18 protein-coding genes and 1 tRNA gene are annotated in these 17,568 nt (G+C 68.7%); 10 read left to right on the top strand and 9 right to left on the bottom strand.

Features of this window, described 5'->3' with window-relative positions; all coding sequences use genetic code 11:
* Window positions 1-19: 19 nt before the first annotated feature.
* Both AB0M27_RS08945 and AB0M27_RS08940 read left to right on the top strand, forming a co-directional pair.
* Window positions 20-1,036 carry a hypothetical protein gene (locus AB0M27_RS08945; RefSeq protein WP_365719462.1) on the top strand — a complete coding sequence of 339 codons (1,017 nt, stop codon included), beginning with the start codon at window positions 20-22 and terminating at the stop codon, window positions 1,034-1,036.
* Window positions 1,037-1,454: 418 nt separating this feature from the next.
* Window positions 1,455-4,610 carry a DUF3427 domain-containing protein gene (locus AB0M27_RS08940; RefSeq protein WP_365719460.1) on the top strand — a complete coding sequence of 1,052 codons (3,156 nt, stop codon included), beginning with the start codon at window positions 1,455-1,457 and terminating at the stop codon, window positions 4,608-4,610.
* Window positions 4,611-4,623: 13 nt separating this feature from the next.
* Here AB0M27_RS08940 and AB0M27_RS08935 read toward each other — a convergent pair whose 3' ends face one another.
* Window positions 4,624-5,097, bottom strand: coding sequence for an ATP-binding protein (locus tag AB0M27_RS08935; protein WP_365719458.1), 474 nt, complete (start codon window positions 5,095-5,097; stop codon window positions 4,624-4,626).
* 386 nt (window positions 5,098-5,483) lie between these two features.
* Here AB0M27_RS08935 and AB0M27_RS08930 point away from each other — a divergent pair, with 386 nt between their 5' ends.
* Window positions 5,484-6,329, top strand: a complete 846-nt coding sequence (locus tag AB0M27_RS08930) for a helix-turn-helix transcriptional regulator (RefSeq protein ID WP_365719456.1) — start codon at window positions 5,484-5,486, stop codon at window positions 6,327-6,329.
* Window positions 6,329-6,526: a DUF397 domain-containing protein gene (locus AB0M27_RS08925; protein ID WP_365719454.1), complete on the top strand. Its 198-nt coding sequence runs from the start codon at window positions 6,329-6,331 to the stop codon at window positions 6,524-6,526. Before AB0M27_RS08930 ends, AB0M27_RS08925 begins: the two co-directional genes overlap by 1 nt.
* A gap of 163 nt (window positions 6,527-6,689) precedes the next feature.
* Here AB0M27_RS08925 and AB0M27_RS08920 read toward each other — a convergent pair whose 3' ends face one another.
* A complete protein-coding gene (locus tag AB0M27_RS08920) occupies window positions 6,690-7,169 on the bottom strand; it encodes a DUF2267 domain-containing protein (RefSeq protein WP_365719452.1) in 480 nt (159 codons plus the stop codon).
* Between the two features lie 170 nt (window positions 7,170-7,339).
* A complete protein-coding gene (locus AB0M27_RS08915) occupies window positions 7,340-7,765 on the bottom strand; it encodes an Hsp20/alpha crystallin family protein (protein ID WP_365719450.1) in 426 nt (141 codons plus the stop codon).
* A 167-nt stretch (window positions 7,766-7,932) separates the two neighbouring features.
* Here AB0M27_RS08915 and AB0M27_RS08910 point away from each other — a divergent pair, with 167 nt between their 5' ends.
* Window positions 7,933-8,235, top strand: a complete 303-nt coding sequence (locus tag AB0M27_RS08910) for a hypothetical protein (protein WP_365719448.1) — start codon at window positions 7,933-7,935, stop codon at window positions 8,233-8,235.
* A 189-nt stretch (window positions 8,236-8,424) separates the two neighbouring features.
* On the opposite strand, the gene AB0M27_RS08905 is transcribed toward AB0M27_RS08910, so the two are convergent.
* A complete protein-coding gene (locus AB0M27_RS08905) occupies window positions 8,425-9,387 on the bottom strand; it encodes a helix-turn-helix domain-containing protein (RefSeq protein ID WP_365719446.1) in 963 nt (320 codons plus the stop codon).
* A 164-nt stretch (window positions 9,388-9,551) separates the two neighbouring features.
* Between AB0M27_RS08905 and AB0M27_RS08900 the strand changes: the two genes are divergently transcribed.
* The gene (locus AB0M27_RS08900; protein WP_365719444.1) at window positions 9,552-9,995 is read left to right on the top strand and encodes a hypothetical protein; all 444 of its coding nucleotides are present in this window, start codon (window positions 9,552-9,554) and stop codon (window positions 9,993-9,995) included.
* A 13-nt stretch (window positions 9,996-10,008) separates the two neighbouring features.
* On the opposite strand, the gene AB0M27_RS08895 is transcribed toward AB0M27_RS08900, so the two are convergent.
* Entirely contained in the window at window positions 10,009-11,586 is a 1,578-nt protein-coding gene (locus tag AB0M27_RS08895) for an MFS transporter (protein ID WP_365719442.1), read from the bottom strand.
* Window positions 11,587-11,659: 73 nt separating this feature from the next.
* A complete protein-coding gene (locus AB0M27_RS08890) occupies window positions 11,660-12,976 on the bottom strand; it encodes a DUF445 domain-containing protein (protein WP_365719440.1) in 1,317 nt (438 codons plus the stop codon).
* Window positions 12,977-13,185: 209 nt separating this feature from the next.
* Between AB0M27_RS08890 and AB0M27_RS08885 the strand changes: the two genes are divergently transcribed.
* Together AB0M27_RS08885 and rdgB are read left to right on the top strand one after the other, a co-directional pair.
* Entirely contained in the window at window positions 13,186-14,520 is a 1,335-nt protein-coding gene (locus AB0M27_RS08885; RefSeq protein WP_365719438.1) for an SGNH/GDSL hydrolase family protein, read from the top strand.
* Between the two features lie 37 nt (window positions 14,521-14,557).
* Window positions 14,558-15,160, top strand: coding sequence for an RdgB/HAM1 family non-canonical purine NTP pyrophosphatase (rdgB, locus tag AB0M27_RS08880; RefSeq protein ID WP_365719436.1), 603 nt, complete (start codon window positions 14,558-14,560; stop codon window positions 15,158-15,160).
* Between the two features lie 41 nt (window positions 15,161-15,201).
* On the opposite strand, the gene AB0M27_RS08875 is transcribed toward rdgB, so the two are convergent.
* From AB0M27_RS08875 to bcp, 3 genes are all read right to left on the bottom strand, one after another.
* Window positions 15,202-15,286: transfer RNA gene (locus tag AB0M27_RS08875), tRNA-Leu, on the bottom strand.
* Between the two features lie 14 nt (window positions 15,287-15,300).
* Entirely contained in the window at window positions 15,301-15,957 is a 657-nt protein-coding gene (locus AB0M27_RS08870) for an HNH endonuclease (RefSeq protein WP_365719434.1), read from the bottom strand.
* Window positions 15,958-16,096: 139 nt separating this feature from the next.
* The gene (gene bcp / locus AB0M27_RS08865; protein WP_365719433.1) at window positions 16,097-16,564 is read right to left on the bottom strand and encodes a thioredoxin-dependent thiol peroxidase; all 468 of its coding nucleotides are present in this window, start codon (window positions 16,562-16,564) and stop codon (window positions 16,097-16,099) included.
* 92 nt (window positions 16,565-16,656) lie between these two features.
* Between bcp and AB0M27_RS08860 the strand changes: the two genes are divergently transcribed.
* Together AB0M27_RS08860 and AB0M27_RS08855 are read left to right on the top strand one after the other, a co-directional pair.
* The gene (locus AB0M27_RS08860) at window positions 16,657-16,986 is read left to right on the top strand and encodes a DUF3618 domain-containing protein (protein ID WP_365719431.1); all 330 of its coding nucleotides are present in this window, start codon (window positions 16,657-16,659) and stop codon (window positions 16,984-16,986) included.
* A 43-nt stretch (window positions 16,987-17,029) separates the two neighbouring features.
* Window positions 17,030-17,389 carry a co-chaperone GroES gene (locus AB0M27_RS08855; RefSeq protein ID WP_031159553.1) on the top strand — a complete coding sequence of 120 codons (360 nt, stop codon included), beginning with the start codon at window positions 17,030-17,032 and terminating at the stop codon, window positions 17,387-17,389.
* The last annotated feature ends 179 nt before the right edge of the window (window positions 17,390-17,568 follow it).

Here is a 17,568-nt window from a genome sequence, read left to right as displayed (position 1 = left end):
CGGCAGTACGGTGTCCCCCATGCGCCCCGACACGCCTGCCGAGAACGTCGACCACACCGCCGAAGCGGCACGCCTGGAGCGAACCGCCGGACTGTACCCCGAGGACGCCGAGGCCCTGCTTCTGCGGGCGGCGGCCCACCTCGAACTGTCCGGCGACCGCCCCGCGGCCACCGCGCTCTACGACCGCCTGCTGTCTGCTGACGACGGCCTGGAAAACCCTCCCCTGGTCCGCGCCCTGAAGGCGTCGAACCTCTGGGAGTACGGCCACGAGGCGGAGGCAAGGGCGATCATCGACGGGCTGCGCACATCCGCTCCCCGCGATCCGGCCCCCTGGGTGATCATCGCGGAGTCCCTGGAGTCACACGACGAGCTGGAGGCAGCGGCGGAGACCTTCACGGAGGGGGCGAGCCTGCTCCTGCCGGAGGGGGACGACACGGAACCCGCACTCGCCACCCACCCCCTCCTCTACGGCCGCCACCGAGTCCGCCGCATGCTGGGCCTGCCCCACGACACCTGGGACACCCTGGCGGACACGCTCCACACGTCCCCCGTGTCCCTGGACGAACTCCACGACCCGAAACGCGTCTGGTCCCTGGGCTCGGAGAACCCGGCGGAACTCCAGGCGGAGATCACCCGCCTCCAAGCCGAACTGGGCGCCTACCGGGAGGCCCTCTCCCGCCCCTTCCCGGTGGCGGTCCTCCACTGGCCGGCACCGGAGCTGGCGGAACTCCTGTCGGCCTACCCGACCCTGACCGTGGAGTACCCGACCCACGAGACCCACCTCGCGACCATAGAGTCGTCCCTGCGCGAGCTGTCCTCGTCGGGCACACCCAACCTGGGCATCGTCACGGGCACGGTCCCGTCGTACGAGGCCTTCGCGGCGTCGGAGGGCTCGTCACCGGAGGACGTGACACTGCTGCCGCAGTACGCGACGACGCTCGCGGCACGGGGGCGGGCGGTTGCCTGGCCGCCGGTGAGGGGGGCGGGGTGCTGGTGTGGCTCTCCCCAGGTATATGACGCCTGCCACGGAGCGTAGGAGCGCCCCGATCCGCCCACGACCGCAAGCCGCCGCCCGGGCCCGGCGTACCGCCACCCAGCTGACGCACACCCCTGGTTCCCGGCTGCCCATCCAGCCCACCGAAAGGCCATCCACCCTCCCCCGGGCCGCCCGCTCGCTTCTTCCCCGTGCTGGAGCGGCCCGGGTCAAAGGTGGCCCGAAGGGCCATCGGCGCCAGCCGACGCGGGAGTGGAGCGCAGCGGAACGGACGCGCCCTTGAGGCGGGCCGCGGAAACACGACAATGCCGAGAAGCGGGCGGCCCCACAGCCACTGAAGGACCCCGGTGCCCTGATTTGGGCACACAACCTCCACTTGTCAGTGGCTGCTGTTAGAACTGATCCACATCGGCGCGCAAGGTCGCGCACGAGCACACGAGGGATCAGAGGGGGAGCAGCCGTGGCAAACCCGGTGGGCCGATCGGAGCCGATCGCTGGCGTCTACGAGAAGCTGATCACGCATGACGTACGCGACGAGCTGGAGCGATTCGAGGCGGCTGGCTGGAAAGCCATTGACGCCGAGGTCAGCTCGGAGTCCGCACCCCATGTCCTGGCTCGCTACATCGGTGAAGCTGTCGGCCAAAGGCTGGCTCAAGTTCCGGCCGAGGATCGTGTCAGCGTCGCGAACCGCGTCCTCGAGGCACTGGCCGCTACAAACGCTCCAGAACGGAGCGATGCCGAAACCGTCAGCTCCATTATCGAGGGTCCGCGACAGCTTCTGACTCTCGCACGGCAGGAGGCTGCGGGCGTCTACACCTTGCGCCCCTTGACCCCTCTGTCCGAGACGTCGCTCATCACCAACTCCCCAGAGGACCTCAGCCTCGGTGCCGAACTCAGGGCGGAGCTGGCCACGGCAGACCGTATCGACCTGCTTTGCGCGTTCGTGAAGTGGTATGGCATTCGCGTCCTGGAGGACTCACTGCGCGCCGCGAGGGAACGCGGCGTGCCGATACGCGTCATAACAACCACCTACATCGGCGCCACCGACCGCCACGCGCTCGACCGTCTGGTCCGGGACTTCGGTGCCACGGTCAAGGTCAACTACGAAACCCGTTCCACTCGACTGCATGCCAAGGCCTGGCTGTTCAGGCGCAAGACAGGCTTCGACACGGCGTACGTCGGCAGCTCCAACCTCTCGAAGGCGGCGCTGCTCGATGGTCTGGAGTGGAACGTACGGCTGTCGTCCGTCGCGACACCTGCCGTACTGAACAAGTTCGAGGCGACCTTCGACGCATACTGGAACGACATCGCCTTCGAGACATACGACCCCGACCTCCACAGCGAGCGCCTCGATGAAGCGCTGGCCCAGGCGAGTGGCACCAAGGCCAACACGGGGGCGGACCTGAAGATCAGCCTTTCTGGTCTCGAAGTGCGCCCCTATCCCCACCAGCGGGACATGCTGGAGCGGCTCACTGTCGAGCGGGAGCTGCGCGGGCAGCATCGGAACCTTCTGGTCGCGGCGACCGGCACCGGGAAGACAGTGATGGCCGCCCTCGACTACCGCAGTCTGTGCAGCAAGTCGGAGGGTGACCGACCAAGGCTGCTGTTCGTGGCCCACCGCAAGGAGATCCTTAAGCAGTCCCTGCGTACTTACCAGGAGGTACTGGACGATGCTTCCTTCGGAGAGCTGCTACACGCAGGGCAGGATCCACGCGACTGGAACCACGTCTTCGCCAGCGTCCAATCGCTCAACGTTCAGCGTCTTGAGCAACTGGCGCCGGATCACTTCGACGTCATCGTCATCGATGAGTTCCACCACGCCACCGCCGCCACGTATCGGCGCGTCATCAACCACTTCACGCCGAAGGAACTGCTGGGCCTGACAGCCACCCCCGAACGGATGGATGGGCTCAACGTCCAAGACGAGTTCTTCGAGGGCCGCATCGCGGCCGAGATGCGGCTCTGGGAAGCCCTGGAGAACGACCTGCTCTGCCCCTTCCACTATTTCGGTATCCCCGACGGCACGGATCTGACGAATCTTGGCTGGCAGAGGGGTTCGTACGCCGACCAGGAGCTCGGCAACCTCTACACAGGCAACCACGCGCGCGCCAGGATCGTGGTGAAGCAGATCCAGGACAAGGTCTCCAACCCTGGCGCCATGCGGGCTCTGGGCTTCTGCGTGACCAGAGCGCACGCCCACTTCATGGCGGACTTCTTCCGAAAGGCCGGCTTCGAGGCAGTGGCGCTCGGCAGCGACTCGCCCGCTGAAGTGCGCTCCCAGGCCTTGTCCGACCTTCGTGACGGAAAACTCCAAGTGATCTTTTCTGTCGACCTGTTCAACGAGGGTCTCGACATCCCCGACGTCGACACGCTGCTCCTCCTCCGCCCTACCAACAGCGCCACCGTCTTCCTCCAGCAGCTGGGCCGGGGCCTGCGCCGCACCGAATCGAAGCCCGTCCTCACCGTCCTTGACTTCATCGGTCAGCACCGGGCCGAGTTCCGCTTCGAGGAACAGTTCCGAGCACTGACCAACCTGTCGCGGAACCGACTCCTTGATCACATCGAGCACGACTTCCCCCAGCTGCCGTCCGGCTGCCAGATCATCCTGGTGGGCAAGTCGAAAGACCTCGTCATCGACAACATCCGGACCCAGTTGGGTGCCACGGTGAAGACACTGGTGAAGGAGGTCAGGGCCTACGGCACGCCCCGCCTTGCCAGTTACCTACGGGAGAGCCGTCGGGAGATCAAGGAGCTGTACAAGAGCGGCAGTTCCTGGACGACAGTGCTGCGCCGCGCCGGCCTGATCGACGAACCCACGCCCTCTGGAGAGACCGCACTCCTCAAACGGGTCCACGCCTTCCTGCACGTAGACGACCCGGAGCGCGCGGAGGTCTACCTCCGCCTTCTCCAGGACGACGCTCCGGCGTACGAGGAGCTCAGCCCCACCGACAAGCCGTTCGCCCGCATGCTGTTCTTCAACCTCTGGGACAACGCAGGTGGCTTCACCAGCTTCCAGGAGGGTCTGGAATCGCTGCGGGACCAGGGGGTATTCCGAGACGAACTGCGGCAGGTGATCTCACACGTCATCGAACAGGCCGACCATGTCCCCGTCCCACTCTCCGGCCCCCTCAGTCATGTCCCACTGAAGGTGCACAGCGCCTACAACCGCTCCGAGATCCTCGCCGCCCTCGGCGTGGCCCGCTTCGGCGGCCAGATGCCCCGCTCCTTCGCACAGGGTGTGCAATGGGTCGAGGAGCTCAAAACCGACGCACTCCTCATCACGCTGGAGAAGAACGAGAAGGACTTCTCGCCCACCATCCGGTACAAGGACTACGCACTGAGCCCCACGCTCTTCCACTGGGAGTCCCAGAACTCAACGGCCGCCAACTCCCCCACCGGCCTGCGCTACCAGCAACACAAGAAACACGGCAGCCACGTCCTGCTGTTCATGCGGCGTTACAAGAACACCGACATAGGCAATTCCCAGCCGTGGATGCTGCTCGGCCCCGCCACCTACGAAGGACACACCGGCAGCAAGCCGATGGCGATCACCTGGCGCCTGAAGCACGAAGTACCGGCCGACGTGTGGACGTACTCGGCTATCACTGCGAGCTGACCGGCACTGACGATCACAGGGCCTCAACGTCGGCCAGGAAATGGGTCTGGGCTCGCTCCAGTACCTCGTCGGAGTCCCGGCCGTGTGCCCCGAGCCAGTGCAGGAGGTCGGCGATCACGTTGATCGCCGCCTCCTCCGCCACTGCCGTCCCCAGCCAGCCACGCTGCGACCATGGCAACAGCTTCGAAACGTCGACGTAGAACCCAAGAACATTCGCGGCCCGGTCCACCCGAGGGCCCGTGGTGTGCCCGTCAGCCGTCTTGAGGCCCGTGCGGAACTCGCACCAGGTCGCCTTATGCCCGGGGGCAAGGTCGACGCCCCAACGGTCGGCGATGGCCTCGATGAGGGCCATGCCACGTCCCGACTCGGCATCCGCGTCTACGTCCGTCAGCGTCGGAAGGGCCCGGGGGTCGGGGTCGTGGACTTCAATACGCAAGCGGGTCCCGCTCATGGAGACCGCGAGCGTAGTCGGGGTGCCAGGGCCCACGTGCTTGATGACGTTGGCGACGAGCTCACTGACGCACAGTTGCGCTGAGCTCCTGCAGCCCCCAGCGTTCAAGGTGAAGCCGCAGGATCCGCCGTAGTGCGGCAACTTCCTCCGCCTCAGCCAGAAACGGCAGCTTCCACGCCCTTCGAGGCATACAACCCATGCAGTCCATGACGTACTCCGCTCTCTCGCTCACACGGCGGATGACGCTCAATGCGCCAAGTAACCTCACGACAACCAAGAGTTGCATTGAGACTTCCAGAATGGAACTCTCATTTATTGCGAAGAGGAGCGTGAGGCAACGCAACGCGCCCCCGCGCGCACCACCTTGCAGTCCTCGCAGGGGTCGAGGACGATCTACCGCATAAACAGAAAGGGCCGTGGGCATGGCAGTTGGACCCACCACTCGTAGGCGCCAACTGGGAGCCGACCTACGTCGACTCCGGGAGTTGAAAGGGCTGACACTGGAGGAGGCAGGGGCGCGCGTCGGCATCTCCAAGGCGACACTCAGCCGGTACGAGACGAAGGAAGGCACGGTCAAGTGGCTGGCCGTCGACGCCCTCTGTCGTGAGTACGGCGCCACAGACGAGGAGCGCCTGGCGCTGGTCGAGCTAGCCAAGGGCGCCAAGATCCAGGGGTGGTGGCGTTCACTCGCTGATCCCATCCCAGAGTCCATGAATCTCATGCTGACCCTCGAAGACGAGGTCGTACGCGAGGACCACTACGCCTGCATGTACATCCCCGGCCTACTTCAGACGCGGGCGTACGCCGAAGCCGTACACCGGGCATCGGAGGTGCAGTGCCCGGAGCGCGAGGTCCAGCACATGGTTGATATCCGCATCAAACGTCAGGAGTTGCTGGACCGCAGTGATCCACCGCACATCTGGTGTGTGATCGACGAGGCGGCCATCCGCCGATTGGTCGGCGGTCGAGAGGTCATGCGACAGCAGTTGGAGCACTTGCTCGCCCAATCGCAACGGCCCCACATCACAGTCCAGGTACTACCGTTCGCACGTGGCGCCCACGCTGCAGCGGTAGGCAGCTTCGCTGTCTTGCGGGGGCAGGCGCGAGAACTTGACGTGGTGTACGTAGACCTCATCGGCGGTGGCCTCTTCATGGAGAAACCGCAGGAACTGGACCGTTATAAGTTGGCGTTCGAGTACCTCAGCGCTCAAGCACTCGACTTCGAGTCGTCAGCCGAGCTCATCGAACGGATCAGCAAGGAGCCTTAATGGCAGCGTCCTCAGAACTGCACTGGTTCAAGTCCTCCTACAGTGGTGGCAGCGGGACCGAGTGCGTGGAATGCACCCACACCGGTGACGACACGCTCATACGTGATTCAAAGGTGACAGGCGGGCCTGTGGTCAGACTCCGACTTGGTACATGGCGTGTATTCACACATGCCATAGCCCAGGATGCGCTCAGATAGGACCCGCACCCTTCGAGGCTTGGCGTTGGAGGCAGTTGCCGTAGGAAGCCGCCCGGGAAAGTGGGCGGCTTGGTGGGGTTGGGCCCTTGGGGTGTTGTCTTCGCGGCGTCGGTGGAGGGCGCGCGGGCGCCGCACACCACTGCGGCGCCCGGTGCCTGTTGCGTTACGCCGTCGGGGCCAGGTCCGCCCGGCCGAAGAGCAGGGCGTAACCCGCGGGGAGTTGGGCCAGGACGCGGGTGGTCAGAGGGTCGCCCACCCAGTTCGCCAGGGTGCTGAGGACCGAGCTGACGTCCCAGCGGGCCGTCGCGGGGGTTGAGCCCTCGATGCGCGTCGCCACCTGCTCCACGAACTCCCTGGCCGTCAGGGGGTGGGTCGCGGGGATCTGGGAGGCGATCACTCGGGCCGCTTCTCGGGGGAGGGACTGGGCCAGGGCGACGCGTTCGTCGCCGGTCACGTGGCCGCCGAGGGCTGAGAGGACTATCCGGGTCACGCGTTCCGCCTCCGCCCTCGTGGTGTACTGACCCGCCTCGCGCACCCGCTCCGTCAGTTCGTGCCAGCGCCTGGTGTCGGCATCGCCGTCACGGGCCGCCAGGGTGGACGGGGTGGGTATCGTTGTTCTCGGTTGCGGGGTCGTCACGGTCATCGTGCTGGCTCCTCCTCCGGGACACGTCGGGGCACGGGCAGAGCCGGTGCCCCGTGATGCAGGGGACTTGAGTGGGTGGATCGGCGCGTCCCGGGTTCCGCTCGTGACCCGGGACGCTCTGTGCCGTCAGTCGTCAGCCGTCAGCCGTCGCCTGTCCGCCGTGCGGGCGGTCAGCCGCTGATCTGCTTGCGGCCGGCGTCGCCGCCCGTGATCTGGATGCGGCGTGGCTTGGCCGCTTCGGCCACCGGGATGCGCAGGGTCAGGACGCCGGCCTCGTACGACGCGTCGATGCGGTCCGTGTCGAGGGTGTCGCCGAGGAACAGCTGGCGGTTGAAGGTGCCCGAGGGGCGTTCGGCGACAAGCATCTCCGCGTCCTCGGGGGCCGGGTTGCGGCGCTCGGCGCGGACGTTGAGGACGTTGCGCTCGACGTCCAGCTCGATCGACTCGGGATCGATGCCGGGCAGATCGAAGTGGACCAGGAAGTCGTCCCCGGAACGGTAGGCGTCCATCGGCATCGCGGCCGGGCGCGTGGCGTCTCCGAAGAGCTGCTGTGTGAGGCGATCGAATTCACGGAAGGGGTCCGTGCGCATGAGCATCACGGGTCACTCCTCTCTACAGGGACTGGGATGCGATGCCCTACGGCTTCTTATATAACTCCAGGACGGAAAGTTGACAAGCCTCGACTCAGGTTGGTCGAGTCGGCTGACCTGCGCGTTAGCCTCGGCGCAGAGACAACGCAAAAGTGGAGAAAGAGGACGCAGTCGTGGCCAGGGTTCCCAGTGCAGTCGTCGCCGCCACCGGGCTCGTCGGTGGATACGGCGTGGCCCGTTGGACCAAGAAGCGGCAGCTGGGTGGGGCCGTGCTGGCCGTAGCCGGGGTCGCTGCCGCCCAGCAGTGGCGGGCGCAGGCCGGCGGGAAGGCCGCGGGCGCCCTCACGGCCGCCTACGTGGCCGCGTTCGCCGGGTCCCATCCGCTGGCCAAGAAGGTCGGCGCCTGGCCGTCCGTCCTCGGTGTCGCCGGCGTCGTCGCCCTCGCCTCCTGGGCCGTCGCCGACCGCCGGGGCTGACCGACCCAGGACGCCGGCACTCCGGCCGCCGCCGACCGCCGGCGCCGGCCCCCGGCATCAGCGCTTCGGCCGGCTCCGCGAGACCCCGCCGCCCGTCCCCATGAGCACGGGCGGGGCCGCGACGTCCGGGCCGCCGGCCGTGTGCCCCACGGCACCGGCCAATACTCCAGCCAACCTCGAAACCCTTGGTCACGCCGCCGGAAAGCCGTCGCCCCGCCGGAACGCCCTCCGATACGCCTGCGGGCTCGTCCCCACCACCCTTCGGAAGCGCTCCCGGAAAGCCGTCGGTGAGCCGAAGCCGGTCTGGGTGGCGATGCGCTCCACCGGGTACGGCGTCGTCTCCAACAGGTGCTGGGCGCGGCGTACCCGGGCCCGGTGCAGCCACTGCAGTGGCGTCGTGCCGGTCTGTTCACGGAAGCGGCGGTTGAGGGTGCGGGTGCTCATGCCCGCCTGGGTCGCGATCTCGTCCACCGTCAGATCGCGCTCGCAGTGGTCCTCCAGCCAGTGCAGCAGGGGCTCCAGGGTGGCGCCCGACGGTGCCGGGGGCAGGTCGTGGACGATGAACTGGGACTGGCCGCCCTCCCGTTCCAGCGGCATCACCGACATGCGTGCCGCGTGCGCGGCGACCGCCGAGCCGAAGTCCTTGCGGATCATGTGCAGGCACATGTCCAGGGCGGCCGCGGCGCCCGCCGACGTCAGGAACTGGCCGTTGTCGACGTACAGGACGTTCGGGTCCACCGTCACCCTCGGGTGCCGGGCCGCCAGGTCCCCCGCCGCGCACCAGTGGGTCGTCGCGCGCAGGCCGTCCAGCAGGCCCGTCGCCGCGAATACGAACGCGCCCACGCAGATCGAGGCGATCCGCGTGCCGTTCGCCGCCGCCGCGCGAAGCGCCTGCGCCACTCCCGCCGGGAGTTCCTCCGGGGGCTCCGCCACGCCCGGCAGGATGATTGTGTCCGCCTCCGCCAGCGCCTCCACGCCGTACGGCGCCCGCACCGTGAAGGCCCCGGCGCTCACCTCCCCCCGCACCGAGCACACCCGCACCCGGTAGGGCACCCGGCCGTCGGGCAGCCGCGCCCAGCCGAAGGTGTCGATGGGGGCGGAGAGGTCGAAGGGGATGACTCCGTCCAGTGCCAGTACGGCAACGGTGTGCATGGCGGGATCCTAGACCTACGACGGATTGCGGCCAACGGCGCCCATCAGCGCCGTAACCGCAGACACCGACCACGGACACCGAGCACCACTCTCTGGCGGGAATCCGTCGAAGACTGGCACTCCCGCCACTTCTGCAAGATCCGCCCGCCGCCTACCGTCACCGCGTGACCAAGTTCCTCCTCGCCGTCCACGTCCTCGCCGCCATCGTCGCCGTGGGCCCCGTGACCATCGCCGCCAGCATGTTCCCGCCCGCCGCACGCCGGGCCCTCGCCGTGCCCGGCGATCCCGGTGCCACCGGCACGCTGCACCTGCTCCACCGCATCTGCCGGATCTACGCCCTCGTCGGCGTCGTCGTCCCGGTCTTCGGATTCGCCACCGCGAGCGAGATGGGCGTGCTCGGCAGCGCCTGGCTGATCGTGTCCATCGTGCTGACCGCTCTCGCCGCCGCCGTCCTGGCCGCGCTGGTGCTCCCCGCACAGAACGCGGTGGTGGAGGGCCGGGGCACGAACCCCGCGCGGCTCGCCATGTTCACCGGGATGTTCAACCTGCTGTGGGCCACTGTGACCGTCCTGATGATCGTGCGGCCCGGCTCCACGACAGGGGCCTGACGGCACAAGGGACTTACGGCGTGCGCGGTGTCGCCGGCGGTGCCGACGGCCCCTGCGTACCCCTCGTACCTCCGGTACCAGACGCACCCCGCGTCGCCGCCCCGGCCCGGGTCGCCACCGCGGTCAGCGGGCGGGCGATGTCCTCCAGGGAACGGCGCTCCGCCCGTACGGCCAGGAAGGCCGCGACCAGGCCCGCCGCGCACATCAGGGCCGCGCCGATGGAGAAGGCCAGGACCGTGTCGCCGACCCTGCCCGTGCCGGTGAGGTCGGCGAACAGCAGGGGACCGCTGATGCCGCCGGCCGCCGTGCCGAGGGCGTAGAAGAAGGCGATGGACATCGCCCGTGTCTCCATCGGGAAGACCTCGGAGACCGTCAGATACGCGCTGGAGGCACCCGCCGAGGCGAAGAACAGCACCGCGCACCAGCAGGCCGTCAGCGTGCCCGCGCTCAGCGCGCCCCGGTCGAACAGCCACGCCGTGCCGAACAGGAGCAGGCCCGACAGCAGGTACGTCGAGGAGATCATCACCCGGCGGCCCACCGTGTCGAACAGCCTGCCCAGCAGCAGCGGGCCGCAGAAGTTGCCGACCGCGATCACCGCGAAGTAGTAACCGGTGTGACCGGAGGGCACGTCGAAGAACCTGGTCAGGATCGCGCCGAAGCCGAAGGTGATCGCGTTGTACAGGAACGCCTGGCCGATGAAGAGGGAGAAGCCGAGGACCGCGCGCCTGCGGTAATGGGCGAAGACCGTGCGGGCGATCTCCCTGAACGTCACACTCTTGCGCTGGTGGATCTCCAGCTCGCCCCGCGGCTCGGGCAGCGTCACGCCCTTCTCCCGCTCCACCTGACGCTCGATGCCAAAGACGATCTCCTCCGCCTCCCGGTCCCTGCCGTGGATCAGCAGCCAGCGCGGGCTCTCCGGGACGTGCCTGCGGACCAGCAGGATGACCAGGGCCAGTACGGCTCCGAGGGCGAACGTCAGCCGCCAGCCGACGTTCCTGGCCAGCAGGTCCGTGTCGAGCGCCACGATCGACAGCAGCGAACCGCCCACCGCGCCCAGCCAGAAGCTGCCGTTGATGATCAGGTCGACCCGGCCGCGGTGGGCGGCCGGGATCAGCTCGTCGATCGCGGAGTTGATCGCCGCGTACTCACCGCCGATGCCGAAGCCGGTCAGAAAGCGGAACAGGAAGAACCACCAGGCCTCCCAGGAGACGGCGGTCAGCGCCGTCGCCGCCAGGTACACCGCCAGGGTGATCATGAAGAGCTTCTTGCGGCCGAAGCGGTCGGTCAGCCGGCCCCAGAAGAGGGCGCCCGAGCAGGCCCCGGCCACATACAGCGCGGCGGCCGTGCCGGTGATCTGGCCCGAGGTGATCGACACCCCGCTGCCCGGCTCGGCCAGACGGCCGGCGATGTTGCCGACGACCGTGACCTCCAGGCCGTCGAGGACCCAGACCGTCCCCAGGCCGATCACGATCGTCCAGTGCCAACGGGACCAGGGCAGACGGTCCAGCCGGGCGGGGATGTCGGTGGTGACGGTCCGGCCGGTCTCCCCGGGCCTGCCGGTGTCCGGTGACGGCGTCCGCGCTGCGGCCATGGGCTCCCTCCTCGTCGAAGGACGCCCCCCGACGCGAGGGGGACGGCAGAACGGGTGCCCGTGTCCCGCGGTTTCAGGCGCCCAGCGTCCGCGTCACGGCATAGATCAACAGCCCCGCCAGTGACCCCACCACCGTGCCATTGATCCGGATGAACTGCAGGTCGCGGCCGATGTGCGCCTCGATCTTCCGGGTGGTGTGCTCGGCGTCCCAGCTCGCCACGGTGTCCGTGATCAGCGAGGTGATCTCCCTGCGGTACGTCGTCACCACGTGCACCGCCGCACCCTCCAGCCAGCTGTCGACCTTCTCCTGCACCTTCGGCTCGGTCGCCATCCGCGTGCCCAACGACAGCAGCCCCGCCCGCACCCGCATCCGCAGCTCGCTCCGCTCGTCCTCGGCCGCCGCCACCACCATGGCCCGTACGGCCGTCCAGGCGGACACGATCAGATCCTGCACCTCGCCCCGGCCCAGCACCTCGCCCTTGAGCCGCTCCACCCGCGCCCGGGTGTCCGTGTCGGACTGCAGATCGGAGGCGAAGTCGGTGAGGAAACGGTCCAGCGCGCCACGCGCCGGATGGGAGGGCATGTCCCGCATCTCGGTGACGAACCGCAGCAGCTCCTTGTAGACCCGCTCGCCGACCTTCCGGTCCACGAACCGCGGGGTCCAGCCGGGCGCACCACCCTCCACGGCCACCATCACGTCGTCCCGGTGCAGCACCAGCCAGTCGTGCGCCCGGGCCACCACCAGGTCCACCGCCCGCCGGTGCCCGCCGTCGGCGACGATCCCCTCCAGCATCTTGCCGATGCCCGGCGCGATCTCCTTGGTGTTGGCCCGCCGGGTGATCGCCTCACTCACGACCACCTGCACATCCCTGTCCCGCAGCACGGTGAGAGCACCGCGCAGCGCCGTGGCCAGCTCCGCCGTCACCCGGTCCGCGTGCGCCGGCTCGGCCAGCCACACCCCGAGCCGGCTGCCGATGCCGACCGCGCGCAGCCGCTGCCGTACGACGTCCTGGGAGAGGAAGTTCTCGCCGACGAACTCCCCCAGCGAGATGCCCAGCTGATCCTTCTTGGTGGGGATGATCGCGGTGTGCGGGATCGGCAGCCCCAGCGGATGCCGGAAGAGCGCGGTCACGGCGAACCAGTCCGCCAGCGCGCCCACCATGCCGGCCTCGGCAGCCGCCGCGACGTAGTCGGCCCAGGGCCCGGCGCCCTCGTGCGAGACGAGCTTGGCCAGGACGTAGACCAACGCCACGAACAGCAGCATGCTCGTCGCCGTGAGCTTCATGCGCCGCACCCCGCGCCGGCGCTCCTCGTCGGCCGGGGTGAAGGCCGTCATGGACTTGTACGACACACCCCGCGCCGACGCCGCTTCCGTCTCGGTCGTTTCCATCAGCTCCACCCGTTCAGTTCCACCCGCTCGGTGATCCCGCACACAATTGTCCCTTCCTGACCGACTCCCGGAACGGAACAAGAGTTCCCGGCGTCTGTCAGAAAGGGGGTTTGGGCAGGGCCCTGACAGCTCTCCCCGGCCCATGACGCATCATGGGCTCAGCAAGATCGGAGCCTCGGGCTCCCATCCCCGAGGAGAACAACACAAGCGTGACCAGACGTCGTGGTTATGCCGTACTGAGTGCGCTGGTCGCGCTGGTCGTAGCCGTGTCCGCCGCCATCTACCTCACCGTCGCGGTCGACGACGGCACCCCGCGCGGCACCCTCACCGACGACCGCCCCCACCACGGCGCCTCCGTCGCCCCCGCCTCCACAGGCACCTGGGTCGGCGCCTGGTCCGCCTCCCCGGTGGGCGGCGAGCCCGGCACCGAGACGGGAGGCCTCGCGGGCCGCTCCGTGCGCAACGTCGTCCACGCGAGCACGGGCGGTACGAGCGTCCGGATCACGCTCTCCAACCTCTACGGCCACGAGCCGCTGACCATCACCAACGCCTCCATCGCACTCTCCGCCGGCGACGGCACCGCCGCCGCCGACCCGGACTCGATGCGCCGCCTCACCTTCAACGGCGCCACCAGCGTGGTCGTACCCGCCGGCGAACAGATCGTCAGCGACGCCGTACGCCTCGCCGTCCCGCACGACAGCGACGTCCTGGTCACCACCTACTCCCCCACCCCGTCCGGCCCGGTCACCTACCACCCGCACGCCCGGCAGATCTCCTACGTCGCCGACGGCGACCGCACCGAGGACGCGACCGGCACCCCGTACACCGAACAGACGCCGTACTGGCGCTACTTGACGGCCCTGGACGTCCTCAGCAACGAGGCCGACGGCACCGTCGTCGTCTTCGGCGACTCCATCACCGACGGCATCACCTCCACCATCGGCGCCAACCACCGCTGGCCCGACATCCTCGCCGGCCGGCTGCACACCGCGCTCGAAGGCGGGCGGCAGGTGCCCCGCTACAGCGTCGTGAACGAGGGCATCAGCGGCAACCAGGTCCTCGCCGACGGACTCGGCCGGCCCGCCGAGAACCAGAGCGGCCTCGGCCGCTTCGGCCTCGACGCCCTCTCCCACCCGGACGTCAAGGTCGTCGTCATCGACCTCGGCGTCAACGACATCCTCCGCAACCCGCAACTCGCCGACCCGAACAAGATCATCACCGGCCTGCGCACCCTGGTCCGCGAGGCCCACGCCCGCGGCCTGAAGGTCGTCGGCGCCACACTGATGCCCTTCCAGGGCCACCGCGGCTGGACGCCGGCCCGCGAGGCGGTACGACAGCAGGTCAACGCCGAGATCCGGTCCGGCCGCGTGTACGACGCGGTGGTCGACTTCGACAAGGCGCTCCGCGACCCGTACGCCCCCCGCCGTCTCCGCCCCGACTACGACTCCGGCGACCATCTCCACCCCAGCGACCTGGGCTTCAGCAGGATGGCCAAGGTCTTCGACCTGAACACGCTCAAGGGCGCGGGGCAGGCGGAACTGTAGGTACGGGGCGAGGAACACTGACGGGATACTGGCTGGCATGACCCGCTTGATCCTCGCCACCCGCAACGCCGGAAAGATCACCGAGCTGAGGGCGATCCTCGCCGAGGCCGGACTCCCCCACGAGCTGGTGGGCGCCGACGCCTACCCCGACGTCCCCGACGTCAAGGAAACCGGCGTCACCTTCGCCGAGAACGCCCTGCTCAAGGCCCACGCCCTCGCCCAGGCCACCGGGCTCCCCGCGGTCGCCGACGACTCCGGCCTCTGCGTCGACGTCCTGAACGGCGCCCCCGGCATCTTCTCCGCCCGCTGGTCCGGCCGCCACGGCGACGACAAGGCCAACCTGGACCTCCTGCTGGCCCAGCTCGCCGACATCGCGGACGAACACCGGGGAGCACACTTCGCGTGCGCGGCGGCGCTTGCCCTGCCGGACGGGCGTGAGCGGGTGGTGGAGGGCCAGCTGCGGGGCGTGCTCCGGCATGCGCCCGCCGGCGCGAACGGCTTCGGCTACGACCCGATCCTCCAGCCCGAGGACGAGACCCGAACCTGCGCCGAGCTGAGCCCCGAGGAGAAGAACGCGATCAGCCATCGGGGGAAGGCGTTCCGGGCGTTGGTGCCGGTGGTCCGGGAGCTGTTGGGCTGAGAGCGGAAGAGGGGCCGCCCGGACGGGCGGCCCCTCACGTGTGCGGCCGGTGGGACTCGAACCCACACGGGATTTCTCCCACGGGCACCTAAAACCCGCGCGTATCGCCTATTTCGCCACGACCGCCCCAAAACGGATAATTAACCTGCGGCCCGTTTTGCCTCGCCCAGTGTACGGGGCTGCGCGTTTCGCCGTCCGCCCCCTCTGCACCAGGCGCCTGTGGTCGCGTGGCAGTTGGGGCACAGCAACCGGAGATTCTCGCGTCGGTCGTCGCTCCAGTCGCCGTTGATGTGATCGACTTCGAGTGTCATGGGCCATCCGAGCCACTCGGGGCCAACGCCACACTCGGCGCATTGCTCCGGTACGCCCACCTCGCGGAGCGCGCGGCGCAGCAGACGGGTTCGCGTCCGACGCCGACCGTCATGCTTGACCAGCACACCCTCGGGGCGCTTGGCGCGGCCTGTGCAGGTCTTGCCTCGTTGGTGCGTCCCGTACGCCTTGATCCTGCGGCTGATGTGCGTGTGATGACCCCCGACGACCTCCAGGCCGAGATGGCGCAGCACCTCGCGCATGTTCGTGGAGGCAGCCACGGCCCCCTCAAGCACCTCCCTCGTCCACTTCACCCCCTCCCGCTCGAAGTGCGCGACATCCACCCCGAGCTTCTTCATTCGCTCCCGGACATACCGCCGCGTCGAACTCCTCGGATCCACCCCCAACCTCTCCAGTGCCTGCGACAACGTCCGCGCTCCGCGAGCCGCCCCCTCCGGCCGCTCCCTCGTGTATGCGCCGGCCCCCATCGAATCCCCTCCGTTCGGGCGTGCGTTCGCTGCCCGTACGGAGTAACGAACCGGTTGTCGGACAGTCACGCACGGAAAGAGGAAGCGGCCCGCACCCGGTCCTCCCGGTGCGAGCCGCCAGCAGTGGAGACAGGCGCCCTCAGATACCCAGATCCTTGATGATCTTGGCCACGTGGCCCGTGGCGCGGACGTTGTAGAGGGCTCGTTCGACCTTGCCCTGCTCGTCGACGACGATCGTGGAGCGGATGACGCCCATGTAGGTCTTGCCGTAGTTCTTCTTCTCGCCGTAGGCGCCGTAGGCCTCGGTGACCTTCTTCTCCGGGTCGGCCAGCAATGTGACCTTCAGGGATTCCTTCTCGCGGAACTTCGCCAGTTTCTCCGGGGCGTCAGGGCTGATGCCGAGCACGTCGTAGCCGGCGTCGGCCAGGAGGGAGAGGTTGTCGGTGAAGTCGCAGGCCTGCTTGGTGCAGCCGGGGGTCAGGGCGGCGGGGTAGAAGTAGACGATGACCTTGCGGCCCTTGTGGGAGGACAGGGAGACCTCGTTGCCGTCGGCATCGGGGAGGGTGAAGGCGGGGGCCACGTCCCCCGGCTGGAGTCGCTCGCTCATCGGGCCAGGGTAACCGGGGGGCCTTGCGGCGCGCCGGGAGGAGAAGCTGACAGACTGTCCGGGACAGCATCACAGACTTCGGAGGCCGTACGGTGGCGGACACGTCGGACACCAGAACCCCGGCGCAGATCGAGGCGGACATCAAGCGCCGCCGCGAAGTGCTGGCGGAGACGCTCGACGAGATCGGGGTGCGGGTGCATCCGCAGACGATCATCGGGGATGCCAAGGCCAAGGTCGTCGCCAATATCGATCACACCGTCGGGCGAGCGTATGTGCAGGTCAACCGGGCGGTCAGTGAGGTGCGGGCGCAGTTCGTCGATGCGGAGGGCGGGCTGCGGGTGGAGCGGGTCGTGCCCGTCGCGCTGCTCGCCGTCGGTGTGGTGGGGCTGCTCGCCGTGGGCCGCAGGCGGCGCAGGCGCTGACCCGGACGCGGACGAGCGTGGCGAAGGCAGGTAGGTTCGAGGCGTGAGCGCCAACAGAAACCAGCACAGCACCCCCCATCACGACAAGCTTCCCATCCGGATGCTGCACGACCGGGTTCTGGTCAAGCAGGAGACCGGTGAGGGTGAGCGGCGGTCGGGGGGCGGCATTCTGATTCCCGCCACCGCGGCGGTCGGGCGGCGGCTGGCCTGGGCCGAGGTCGTCGCGGTCGGGCAGAACGTACGGACCGTGGAGCCGGGTGACCGGGTCCTGTTCGATCCGGAGGACCGGGCCGAGGTCGAGGTGCGGGGTGTGGCGTACGTGCTCATGCGCGAGCGGGATCTGCACGCCGTGGCCGCGGACCGTTTCGAGGGGTCGGAGGACTCCACGGGGCTGTATCTGTAGTCCCACAGCCTGAGTCCCGCAGCGCAAAAGGGGCCGGTGACCGTCGCCACCGGCCCCTTTTGCGCTGCCTTCGCTATGTTCGAAGGCGTCAGCCCGACGAGACGCGCCGTACCGGGATCCCCGACCCTCGGGCGAAGACGACGCACCCCCGTTCAGAGATTTCCTCCGGAGGTGCCTGT

The sequence above is a fragment of the Streptomyces sp. NPDC052107 genome, assembly GCF_040680215.1.
Taxonomy (GTDB): Bacteria; Actinomycetota; Actinomycetes; order Streptomycetales; family Streptomycetaceae; genus Streptomyces.
Note: the sequence above shows the minus strand (reverse complement) of the source record. Positions and strands in the feature narration are given on the sequence as shown.